Origin of the sequence: Pseudonocardia pini (genome assembly GCF_013870575.1) — a bacterium.
Taxonomy (GTDB): Bacteria; Actinomycetota; Actinomycetes; order Mycobacteriales; family Pseudonocardiaceae; genus Pseudonocardia; species Pseudonocardia pini.
The window spans coordinates 1-10,691 of the sequence record NZ_JACBXB010000103.1; the positions used below are offsets into that span (position 1 = coordinate 1).

Annotated in this window: 12 protein-coding genes; 6 read left to right on the plus strand and 6 right to left on the minus strand. The window is 73.3% G+C overall.

Going from position 1 to position 10,691, the window contains the following annotated elements:
* The 4 genes from H5J29_RS09080 to H5J29_RS09095 all read left to right on the plus strand — a co-directional run.
* On the plus strand, window positions 1-465 hold a 465-nt coding region (locus tag H5J29_RS09080; protein ID WP_181780477.1), incomplete at its 5' end, for an NAD-glutamate dehydrogenase domain-containing protein.
* Window positions 462-1,151, plus strand: a complete 690-nt coding sequence (locus H5J29_RS09085; protein ID WP_246393677.1) for an alpha/beta fold hydrolase — start codon at window positions 462-464, stop codon at window positions 1,149-1,151. The genes H5J29_RS09080 and H5J29_RS09085, both read left to right, overlap by 4 nt.
* Window positions 1,152-1,164: 13 nt before the next feature.
* The gene (locus tag H5J29_RS09090; RefSeq protein WP_181780478.1) at window positions 1,165-1,584 is read left to right on the plus strand and encodes an acyl-CoA thioesterase; all 420 of its coding nucleotides are present in this window, start codon (window positions 1,165-1,167) and stop codon (window positions 1,582-1,584) included.
* Window positions 1,581-2,225: a DUF8185 domain-containing protein gene (locus H5J29_RS09095; protein ID WP_181780479.1), complete on the plus strand. Its 645-nt coding sequence runs from the start codon at window positions 1,581-1,583 to the stop codon at window positions 2,223-2,225. The genes H5J29_RS09090 and H5J29_RS09095 overlap by 4 nt, the downstream gene beginning before the upstream one ends.
* A gap of 130 nt (window positions 2,226-2,355) precedes the next feature.
* Here the strand turns inward: H5J29_RS09095 and H5J29_RS09100 are convergent, their stop codons facing one another.
* Window positions 2,356-2,949, minus strand: a complete 594-nt coding sequence (locus H5J29_RS09100) for a TetR/AcrR family transcriptional regulator (RefSeq protein WP_181780480.1) — start codon at window positions 2,947-2,949, stop codon at window positions 2,356-2,358.
* Window positions 2,950-3,038: 89 nt separating this feature from the next.
* Between H5J29_RS09100 and H5J29_RS09105 the strand changes: the two genes are divergently transcribed.
* Complete coding sequence (locus H5J29_RS09105; protein ID WP_181780481.1) at window positions 3,039-3,695, plus strand: DUF998 domain-containing protein; 657 nt, start codon at window positions 3,039-3,041, stop codon at window positions 3,693-3,695.
* 220 nt (window positions 3,696-3,915) lie between these two features.
* Here the strand turns inward: H5J29_RS09105 and H5J29_RS09110 are convergent, their stop codons facing one another.
* The 5 genes from H5J29_RS09110 to H5J29_RS09130 form a co-directional block, all read right to left on the minus strand.
* Window positions 3,916-5,445, minus strand: coding sequence for a glycoside hydrolase family 13 protein (locus H5J29_RS09110; protein WP_181780482.1), 1,530 nt, complete (start codon window positions 5,443-5,445; stop codon window positions 3,916-3,918).
* A 16-nt stretch (window positions 5,446-5,461) separates the two neighbouring features.
* Window positions 5,462-5,845, minus strand: coding sequence for a globin (locus tag H5J29_RS09115; RefSeq protein ID WP_181780483.1), 384 nt, complete (start codon window positions 5,843-5,845; stop codon window positions 5,462-5,464).
* Window positions 5,842-6,810 carry a mechanosensitive ion channel family protein gene (locus H5J29_RS09120; protein WP_181780484.1) on the minus strand — a complete coding sequence of 323 codons (969 nt, stop codon included), beginning with the start codon at window positions 6,808-6,810 and terminating at the stop codon, window positions 5,842-5,844. Before H5J29_RS09120 ends, H5J29_RS09115 begins: the two co-directional genes overlap by 4 nt.
* Window positions 6,807-8,927 carry a prolyl oligopeptidase family serine peptidase gene (locus H5J29_RS09125; protein ID WP_181780485.1) on the minus strand — a complete coding sequence of 707 codons (2,121 nt, stop codon included), beginning with the start codon at window positions 8,925-8,927 and terminating at the stop codon, window positions 6,807-6,809. The genes H5J29_RS09120 and H5J29_RS09125 overlap by 4 nt, the downstream gene beginning before the upstream one ends.
* Window positions 8,928-9,022: 95 nt before the next feature.
* Window positions 9,023-9,655, minus strand: a complete 633-nt coding sequence (locus H5J29_RS09130) for a pyridoxamine 5'-phosphate oxidase family protein (RefSeq protein ID WP_181780486.1) — start codon at window positions 9,653-9,655, stop codon at window positions 9,023-9,025.
* A gap of 69 nt (window positions 9,656-9,724) precedes the next feature.
* Between H5J29_RS09130 and H5J29_RS09135 the strand changes: the two genes are divergently transcribed.
* On the plus strand, window positions 9,725-10,691 hold a 967-nt coding region (locus tag H5J29_RS09135; protein ID WP_181780487.1), incomplete at its 3' end, for an aminotransferase-like domain-containing protein.

Below are 10,691 nucleotides of genomic sequence, written 5' to 3' on the forward strand. Positions count from 1 at the left end.
GAAGGCCTGGATGCCGAGGCGGTGCAGCGTGCGCGCGCGGCCACACAGATCCCGGCGTTCTCGCTGCTCGACGTCGTCGACCTGGTGGAGCTGTCCGAGCGCGACGGTGAGCCACGGGACCCGGAGGAGGTCGCGCGCATCCACTTCGCGCTGGGCGATCATCTCGGCGTCGACATCGCGCAGCGCTCGGTGAACGCCCTGCCGCGCGGTGACCGTTGGCACCAGCTGGCCCGGCTCGCCCTGCGGGACGACCTCTACGGCTCGCTCCGGGCGATCACGCTCGACGCGCTCCGTGTGGCCGATCCCGGCACACCGGTCGCCGAGACGATCGAGCAGTGGGAGCGGGCCAACGCGTCCCGGCTGCTGCGGGCGCGCACGGCGCTGCAGGAGATCGCGAGTGCCGGGCAGCTGGACCTGGCCACGCTGTCGGTGGTGTCGAGGCAGCTGCGCAGCCTGGCTCGATGAGTTTCGGGCGCCCCGTGCGTCTTACCTCCATGGCGACCTTCCTGTTACTGCCCGGGGCCGGCGGCGAGGCCACGTTCTGGTACCGCGTGGTGCCCGAGCTGACCGCCCGCGGGCACGAGGCCGTGCCGGTGGACATCCCGGCGGACGACGAGTCCCTCGGCTGGGCCGACTACGTCACGATCGCGCTGGAGGCCCTCGGGGACCGGCCGCCGCCCGTCGTCGTCGGCCAGTCGATGGGGGCGTACACCGCGGCGCTGGTGGCGGCCAAGATCCCGGTGCGGCACCTGCTGCTGGTCAACCCGATGATCCCGAAGGTGGGTGAGACCGCAGGCGAGTGGTGGGGTGCCGTCGGCCAGGAGGAGGCCCGGCGCGAGGCCGGGTACGAGGACTTCGACCTCGAGCGGGACTTCCTGCACGACCTGCCCGAGGAGGTCCGCGCCGAGCTGATGAAGGGTGGTCGCAACCAGTCCGACCACTCGTTCGCGGACCCGTTCCCGCTCACGGCCTGGCCCGAGGTGCCGACCACCGTCCTGGCCGGGACGGACGACCGGCTCTTCCCGCTCCCCCTGCAGCGGCGGGTGGCCCGGGAGCGGCTCGACCTGCCGGTCGTCGAGCTGCCGGGGGGTCACCTCAACGCGCTGTCGTACCCGGTGGAGGTGGCCTCCGCCCTGGTCGCGGTCGTCTGACACGCTGTGCGGCGTGGCTCCCTACGTCGCGCAGGTCCCGCTGCGGTGGACCGATCAGGACATCTACCACCACGTCAACCACGCCCGGGCGGTCACGCTGCTCGAGGAGGCGCGGGTCGACCTGGTGTTCACGGCGTCCGGGATCGGGTCCTTCGCGGAGGGGACCCTGGTCGTCGGCCTCACGGTGGACTACAAGCGGCAGGTGGCCTACCGCCCGGGCACCGTGCGCGTGGACATGACGGTGCGCGAGCTGCGGGCCGCGTCGTTCACGATCGACTACGCGCTCCACGAGGGCCCCGCCGCGGAGGACCCGGTCGCGATCGTGGCGTCGACGCGGATGGCCGTCGTGGATCTCGCGGCGGGCCGTCCGCGGCGGCTGTCCGAGGCGGAGCGGGAGTACCTGTCCCGCTGGGTGCCGGAGCCCGTGTCGTGACCCTCCGCTTCGCCGACCCGGCCGCACGCGCCGATCTCGGCGCGTTCACGGCCCGGCTCGTGCGGCTCGCCGCCATGGCCCCGGTCGGGCTCCGCGCCGGTCGCGGCCGCGTGACGGCGTGGGCGCCGACCCCGTTCGAGGTCCTCGCCACCCGCTCGGTCGAGGGCGAGATGGAGCCCGGGGAGCTGACCGTCATCGGAACGGCGCTGCTCACGGCCCTGGAGGTGGAGCGGGCCGCCGAGGTGGACCTCGGCCCAGGCGGCGCGCCGTGGCTCACCGACCTCCCGCCCGACGACGGCTGGGTCCGCCTCGAGGACGTCCCCGCCGCGGCGCTGGAGGCCCTGACCGAGCGGGGGCTCACGCTCGCCCGGGAGCACGGCGGCCCGCTCGGACCGCCCGCCTCCTTGCTCGACCAGACCGTCCTCACGATCTCCGGGGACGTCCCGGGCAAGGTCGCGGTCCCGATGCGCGCCTTGTTCGCCCTGTCCGGCATGGGGTTCCTGGGCGGCGCGGACACCGGGGCGGGATCGGGGGGCGAACCGGTGGTCCGGGTGTCGGCGACGGGATCGTGGATGCGCCTCGACGCCCGCTTCGGGGCCGTCGTCCGCAGGAGGGTGATGTCCCTCCCGCTCTTCACCTGACCCGCGAGTCCCCCACTGTCGACGCGCGAGTCGGACACCACGGCCCGCGAGTCGGACACCATGGCCCGCGAGCCGGACACCGTGACGTGCGAGTTCGACGCGTCAGCGGGTCAGGGCATCGCGTCGTACGTCAGCGTCCGTAGGCCCGACGGAAGGCCGCGACGCCCACCCGTGCTCGGGCGCCGGGATCGCGGAGCTCGTCGTCGAACAGGGCGCGGTCCAGAGGAGCGCCGAGGACCAGGAAGGCGAAGTGCTCGGCGGCGGTCGTCGGATCGTCGATCCGGAGGCCGGGATGGTCGGTCAGGTGCTGCGCGAGGGTGCGCACCACCAGCCCCGGGGCGCGGTCGTAGTACTCGCGGGCGAGCTCGGGAAAGCGGCGGGCCTCGCCGATCAGCAGGCGGCGCAACGGGATCACCCGCTCGCTGATCACGGAACCGGTCAGTCGTTCCGCGAGTCCTTCGAGGTCGTCCGTTCCGATGCCCGCCGCGATCTCCGCCGAGAACCGCTCCGCGATGGTGATGGCCGCGTCCACGACCGCTCGGAACAGCGCTTCCTTGCCGCCGTAGATGTTGTAGACGGTGCGCTTCGACACCCCTGCCGCGGCCGCGATCTCGTCGACGTTCGCCCCGACGTACCCGTTCGCGACGAAGTGCGCGTGCGCCGCGCTCAGGATGATCGCCCGCGAGCGGGTGACTCGCGGGTCCTCGCCGGTCGTGGTGGGCACTTGAGCCTCCCTGTTTGACACAGGACAGTGTACTACTGCACTCTGTCGGGCAATTCTGTACCGACAAGTGCATGATCTGGGGAGCCGTCATGGCACGCGAGGGCTTCGACAGCGCGGCCGCGGTCACGCGATCCCTGCTCGGCTGGGGTGTGGTCGCCGGGCCGTTCTACATCGTGTTCGGGCTGGTCCTGGCGTTGACCCGGGACGGGTTCGCGTTGTCCCGGAACCCGCTCAGTGCCTTGCTGCTCGGCGACCACGGCTGGCTGCAGGCGGTCAACCTCGTGCTGACCGGGATCATGGTCGGCGCTGCGGCGCTGGGATTCGCGCGAGCCCTGCACGGTCGCCGGGGCACGGCGACCGGAGCGCTGCTCGGCGTCTACGCGCTCTGCCTAGTGATCAGCGCGGTCTTCCCACCCGACCCCGCGAACGGCTTCCCGCCCGGCGTGCCCGCGGAGCCGACCACGAGCGGGGTGCTGCACCTGGCGTTCGGCGGGATCGGGTTCCTGTCACTGGCCGCCGCGGCCCTCGTCGTCGCGGGTGGGCTGCCGGGGGCGTGGCTGTCCCGCGCGGCGGGGGCGGTCGTGATCGTCGGCTTCCTCGGCGGTGCCGCGCTGTCGTCGGGGAGCGTGGGGATCGCGCTGCTCTGGGCGGCGGTGGTCGTCGGGTGGGCGTGGCCGGCGTTCGCGTCGGTGCAGGCCTACCGGGTGGTGCCCCATCCCGACCTGCACCGACGGGCGACGGCCTGACGTCGACTCGCGCACTCGGGCAGGCCGATTCGCGGCCCGCCGTGTCCGACTCGCGCGTCGAGAGTGGGGGACTCGCGGGCGGTCGCGTCCGATTCGCGCGTCGAGAGTGTCGGACTCGCGCGTCGGAAGTGGGGGACTCGCGGGCTGTGGTGTCCGACTCGCGCGTCGGGAGTGGGGGACTCGCGCGTCGGGGGTGGGGGACTCGCGGGTGGGTTTGCGGTCAGGCCAGCCAGGCGGCGGTGTTCGGGGGGAGGTCGCCGCAGTCCGTGAGGTCTCCGCTGGTCAGGAGGACGTCGCCCGGGGGGAGGGGGACCTGGCGGTCGCTCGTGTTCAACGCGCAGACCAGGGTCGTGCCCACCCGGCGGAAGGCGAGGCAGCCCTCCGGGGCGCCGAACCACTCCACCTGGTCGCCGGTGAACGCCGGGTGCTGTTTGCGCAGATCCAGGGCCTGTCGGTAGAGCGACAGGGTCGACGACGGGTCCTCGAGCTGGTCGGCCGCCGTCAGCTCGCCGTACGACGAGGGCATCGGGAGCCAGGGCGTGCCCGTGGTGAAGCCGTACCCCGGAGCCTCGCCCTCCCACGGCAGCGGGACCCGGTAGCCGTCGCGGCCGAGTTCGGCGCCCCCGGAGAGCCGGAAGGCCGGGTCCTGCCGCGCCGAGTCCGGGAGGTCGACGTCGGGCAGGCCGAGCTCCTCGCCGTTGTACAGGTAGGCGGTGCCGGGCAGCGCGAGCGTCACGAGCGCCATCGCCCGCGCCCGCTCCACGCTCCCGTAGCGGGTGGCCGGGTGCGGCACGTCGTGGTTCGCGATGGTCCAGACCGCGGGCGCGGGGCCCGCGGCGGCGAGGGTGCGGTCGATGCACTCCCGGATCTCGTCCGCCGCGAACGCGCAGTTCAGCAGGCCGAAGTGGAACGCGAGGTGCAGCTCGTCCGGCCGGACGTAGGCGCTCCACCGCGCGTCGTCTCGCACGATGACCTCGCCGACCGCCATCCGCCCGGGGTAGTGGTCCAGCACGCCGCGGATCAGCCGGTGCACCTCGTGCACGCCGTCCTGGTCGAAACGGGGGTCCGGGGCGTCCTCCTCGACGACGGTCCAGCCGGGCTGGCGCCGGTCGTCCGGCAGGCCCTCGGCCTTGGCCAGCCCGTGCGCGACGTCGATCCGCACGCCGTCGACCCCGCGGTCGCACCAGAACCGCAGCGTCTTCTCCAGGTCCTCCCGCACCTCGGGATGGGCCCAGTTCAGGTCCGGCTGGCCGGGGGCGAAGAGGTGGAGGTACCACTCCGAGTGGGCGGAGTCGGAGTCGACCCGGGTCCATGCCGGGCCGCCGAACACGCTCTGCCAGTTGTTCGGCTCCCGGCGGAAGTGGTAGCGGGACCGCTCGGGGCTCCCCGGCGCCGCCGACACCGCCGCCCGGAACCATTCGTGCTGGTCGGACGTGTGGTTGGGCACCAGGTCGACGATCACGCGCAGGCCGTGCCTGCGCGCGTCGGACAGCAGGCCGTCGAAGTCGTCGAGCGTGCCGAAGAGGGGATCGACGTCTCGCGGGTCGCTCACGTCGTAGCCGTGGTCCACGCCGGGGGAGGGGTAGACCGGGCTCAGCCAGAGCGCGTCGACGCCGAGCAGCTCCAGGTAGCCGAGCCTGCTGCGGACGCCGGCGAGATCGCCGACGCCGTCCCCGTCCGAGTCCGCGAAGCTGCGGACGTAGACCTGGTAGACGACGGCCGTCGCCCACCATTCACCCTCGTCACGCACGAGTGTCCACTCTAGGTCAGAACGCGGAATTCACCATGCTGGCCGCCGCATACTCGAGGTACTGCCACAGCTGCGCGCGGTGCGGCTCGTCGAGCCCGGCCTCGTCCACGGCGACGCGCATGCAGCGCAGCCAGGCGTCCCGCTCGATCGGGCCGACCTTGAAGGGGCTGTGCCGCATCCGCAGGCGCGGGTGTCCGCGCTGGTCGGAGTAGGTGCGTGGGCCACCCCAGTACTGCTCGAGGAACATCCGCAGCCGGTCCTCGGCGGGGCCGAGGTCCTCCTCCGGGTACAGCGGGCGCAGGACCTCGTCCTCGGCGACCTGTTCGTAGAAGCGGTGGACGATCTGGTGGAAGACTCGTCCGCCGCCGACCTCGGCGTAGAAGTCCTGCGGGGAACTCACGCCCCCATCCTTCCCGACACGGGCGCGGGCCGCGGGATGTGCACCTCGTCGAACGCGTCCGTGATGGCCGCGTTGAGCGCGCGCTGCACGCCGAACTGCTTGCCCGGGTTCACTTTCACGGTGAGCCGCAGTGTGACGCCGTCGGTGGTGACCTTCTCGATCCCGAGCACCTCCGGATCCTCCAGGACGTCGTCGGAGATGTCCTCCTGCTGCACGCGCTCCGCCGCGACCCGGCCCGCGAGGTCGGACGCCTCGGTCATGTCGGCCTGGTGCGCCAACGGCAGGTCGACGACGGCGACGGCGTAGCCCTGCGACTTGTTGCCGACGCGCAGGATCTCGCCGTTGCGGACGTACCAGACCGTGCCCTGGTGGTCTCGGAGTGTGGTGATCCGCAGACCCACGGCCTCGACGACGCCGTTGGCCTCGCCCACGTCCACGATGTCCCCGACGCCGTACTGGTCTTCCAGCAGCATGAACATGCCGGACAGGAAGTCCTTCACCAGGTTCTGGGCGCCGAAGCCCACCGCGACGCCCACGATCCCGGCGCTGGCCAGGATCGGTCCGAGGTTCACCCCGAACTCGGCCAGCACCATGATCGCGGCGACCAGCAGCACCACGGCGGACGTGATCGACCGCAGCACCGAGCCGATCGTGCGCGCCCGCTGCTCGCGGCGCGCGGACATCTGGGCGTTGGGGCGCAGCCGTTTCGGTGCCCGGCCGAGGAGCTTGTGGACCTTGCCGTTCGATGCCCCCTCCACGACCCGGGTGATCGTGCGGTGCAGCAGCCACCGCACGAACAACGCGATGGCGACGATCAGCAGGATCCGCAGCGACCCGCCGATCAGGGCGTCGGCGGAGTCGGCGAGGAAGTCGACGTGGGTCCAGGACCAGAGGCGGGCACACCAGGACCCGGCCTCGGCCGCACAGGCTGGCGCCTCCGGCACGATCACGCTCGCGACGCTCATCGCTCTCCCCCGCTGCGCGGGCTCGGCGCCTCGCGCAGGCGCTGTGCCGATGGTTCGCTCGCAAGCTCGCTCACAGAGATCTCCAGACCGGTGTGGAAGGCCAGGAAGGACAGCGTGTCCACGGCCAGCGCGACGGTGCGCGAGATCGACCGGGCGCCGTGGCCGACGTCCCGCTCGCGGCGGAGCAGGACCGGCCCGCCCGTCGTCGCGTGCTGCAGGGCCGCGCACATCTTGCGGGCGTGCAGCGGGTCGACGCGGCTGTCCGAGTCGAAGACGGTGAACAGCGTGGGCGGGTAGGCGGTCCCCGGCTCCACGTGGTGGTACGGCGAGTAGCCGAGCAGCCAGCCGAGCTCCTCGGCGTCGTCGGCGGTGCCGTACTCGTCGTTCCAGGTGCGGCCCAGGGAGAACAGCTCGTAGCGGACCATGTCCAGCAGCGGCGCCGAGCAGGCCACGGCGGAGTACAGCTCCGGGCGCTGGGTGAGCGCCGCGCCGACCAGCAACCCGCCGTTCGAGCCGCCCTGGATCGCGACCTTCGACGCGGTGCCCGCGAGCAGGGTCTCGGCGGCCGCGTGGAGGTCGTCGAACACGTTCTGCTTGTTCGCCCGGTTGCCCGCGAGGTGCCAGGCCTCGCCCTCCTCGCTGCCGCCGCGCAGCCCGACCAGGGCGTACGCGCCGCCGGAGGCGACCCACGCCAGCGCCGACGACGTGTAGGCGGGCTCGCGGGCGATCGAGAACCCGCCGTACCCGGTCACCAGGGTGGGGAACGGGCCGTCGCGGTCCGGGGTGGTCACGAACATGCGGACGGTCGTGCCGTCCCGCGAGGTGAACTCCCGCAGCTCGGAGCGCACCGCGGGCAGCTCCACCTGGCCGGGGGCGGTGGCCTCGAGCACCGTCTCACCGTGCTCGTACCGGTGCACCTGCGGCGGCGTGACCAGGTCCGTCCAGCCGATCCAGACCTTGCCTCGCTGCTGCGGGGTGTCCCGGTCGGCGACGGTGAGGCCGGTCAGGGACCCGTTGCCGGGCAACGGGATCTCGCCGGTGCGCGTGCCGTCGAGGGCGTGCAGGCTCAGCTCGGCGACGGCGTGTCGCGCGCGGGCGAGCACCAGCTGCGGCGTCTCGGTCTCGAGCCACCGGACGCCCTGCAGGACGGATCCGGGGTCCTCGGGGACGAGCTCGCGCCAGTTCCGCCGCTGCGGTGCGGCGGGGTCGGCGACGGCGAGCCTCCAGCGCGGGGCCCCGTCGGTGGTGTGGACGTAGAGCCTGTCGTCGCGTTCGACCCAGCAGGTGGCCTGGACGTCGTCCTCCTGGGTCAGGACGGGGACCAGCTCGCCGCCGACCTCGCCGACCCAGACCGAGTCCCGGCGGGCGGTCCCGACGTTCGCGGTCACGACCAGCCAGCGGCCGTCCCGGGACACCCGGACGCCGTAGTAGGTGTGCCCCTCGTAGAGGCCCGGCGCGCTGACCAGCACGTCCGCGTCCGGCGACGTGCCGACGCGGTGTCGCCAGACCCGGCGGTGGAAGTCCTCCTCGCCCGCGGGCACCTCACCCTCGGCGACCTTCCGGACGTAGACGAACTCCGCGCCGCCCGGCAGCCACGCCACCGACGAGTAGCGGCAGCGGTCGATCGGGCCCTCGACGGTCTCGCCGGTGGCGACGTCGAGCACGTACAGGACCGACTGCTCGTCGCCGCCCCGCGAGACCTGGTAGGCGATCCGCGCGCCCTCCAGGTCCGGCACCCAGGTGTCCAGGGTGGTCAGGCCGGCCGCGTCCATGGCGATCGGGTCGAGCAGGGCGCGTTCGGTGCCGTCCGCCTCCCGGACGTACACGACGGCGAAGTCCTGCCCCGGCTCCCGCCGCGAGAAGAACGCCCGCCCGGCCCGCCACAGCGGCACCGAGAGGGACCCGGACGAGAGGTACGAGCGCAGCCGCTCCTCCAACCGGTCGCGACCGGGGAGGGCGTCCAGGGCGGAGCGGGCGAGCGAGTCCTGTGCGGCGGACCACGCGACCGTCCGCGGGTCGGCGGGATCCTCCAGCCAGCGGTAGGGATCGGCCACGGGATGCCCGTGGAGGTCCTCCACGATGTCCAGGCGCTCGGCGGGCGGGTACGACGTGCTCACGCGACGCGAGGCTACGGGAGGGGGCGGTGCGGACCACGACCCGGAGTAGCGAACGGCACTCTCGCTCACTAGGTGTGAGCGAGGGTGCCGTTCGTTCAGTGGCGGGAGGTCACGTGCAGAGGGGGAGTTGCGCCCGTCGGGACGTGGGTGTCGGCCGCCGGGGCGCCGTAGGTGCTGGTCAGGGGCACCACGCCTGCCCAGACCTCGTCCGTGATGTCCTCGGCGTCGTCCCCGGGCGGGCCGGTGCGGATCTTCACACTCGCCTCGGCGAGGTCGACCGCGAGGACCACTGTGGCCGCCATCTCCCGCTTGGACGGCACCCGCGCGTAGCCCCAGGAGCCCGGTGCGAGGTGCTCGACGATCGCCTCCAGCCCCGCCCAGCGCTCGGCCTCGTCGGTGACCTTCCGGGCGTCGGCGAGGACGACGGCGCTGCGGTAGTTCATCGAGAAGTGGAAGACCGAGCGGGCGTAGACGATCCCGTCGAGGTGGGTGACGGTGACGCACACCGGGCCCTCGCGGAGCCAGCGCGCGCCCGTCGAGCCGTGGAGGTAGAGGGTGTCGTCGATGCGGCCGTAGCCGGTGGGCAGGACGATCGGCGCGTCCTCGCGGACGAACCCGACGTGGCAGACGAGGCCGGTGTCGAGGACGTCGTAGAGCGCGGCGCGGTCGGTGGCGCCGCGGTCCCGGAGGCGGCCGACGGTGGTTCTGGGGGTGGGAGAGAGCGTCACGCTGTTCAGTCTGGGTGCGTCGGTGGCATCCTGGAACGGCCAATCTCCGTCGAATCGGGAAGGCCATTCATGGATGTCCCCGCGCTGCCGCCCCTGGACCGCACCCGGCCGCTCGCGGTCCAGCTGGCCGACGGGCTGCGGGCCGCCGCGTCCGGCGGAGCGCTGCGCGCGGGTGACCGGCTGCCGTCGACCCGGGAGCTGGCGGCGATCCTGCAGGTCAGCCGCACCGTGACGGCGGCGGCCTACGACCAGCTGCTGGCCGAGGGCTGGGTCGAGGGGCGCGTCGGCGCGGGCACCTTCGTGCGGGGGATCCCGCCGCACCCGGACGTCCGACGGACTCCGGCAGCGCCCGAGTCCAGGGGCTCCCGGACCGGTCAGGGGGTTGCGGAGGACAGCCTGTGGGTCGACCTGCGGCCGGGGGTGCCGTGTACCGAGGTGATCGACCGGGCCGCGTGGCGGCGGGCGTGGCGGGCGGCGGCGGACGCCGAGCCGGATCTGCTCCCGCGATACGAGGGCCTGCCGGAGTACTGCGGCGTGGTGGCGGAGCACCTGTTGCGGCACAGGGGACTGGTGACCTCGGAGGTGCTCGCCACCGGCGGGAGCACGGGCGCGCTCGCCGAGGTGGCTCGCCTGCTGCCGCGCGGTGGCCGGATCGCGGTGGAACAGCCGGGGTACCAGCGGGCGGTCGGGGCGTTCGCCGCGGCGGGCCTGGAGATCGTGCCGGTCGCCGTCGACGAGCAGGGGCTGTGCGTGGACGCCGTGCCGTCCGGGGTGGACGCCGTGTACTGCACCCCCGCCCACCAGTTCCCGCTCGGCGCCCGCCTGCCCGCGGAGCGGCGGATCGCGCTGGTCGAGCGGGCTCGCCGCGAGGGGTTCCTGGTCGTCGAGGACGACTACGACGGCGAGCTGCGCTACGACGTCGCGCCGTTGCCGCTGCTCGCCGCCCTGGGCCCGGACGTGGTGGTCCATCTCGGCACGGTCAGCAAGATCCTCACCCCGACCCTCGGCACGGGCTGGCTGGTCGCGCCGCCCGCGG

Excerpts from the sequence above, each read along its gene's own strand:
- H5J29_RS09085 (WP_246393677.1), top strand. The coding sequence starts at position 462 with ATGAGTTTCGGGCGCCCCGTGCGTCTTACCTCCATGGCGACCTTCCTG.
- H5J29_RS09120 (WP_181780484.1), bottom strand. The coding sequence starts at position 6,810 with ATGAGCGTCGCGAGCGTGATCGTGCCGGAGGCGCCAGCCTGTGCGGCC.
- H5J29_RS09105 (WP_181780481.1), top strand. The coding sequence starts at position 3,039 with ATGGCACGCGAGGGCTTCGACAGCGCGGCCGCGGTCACGCGATCCCTG.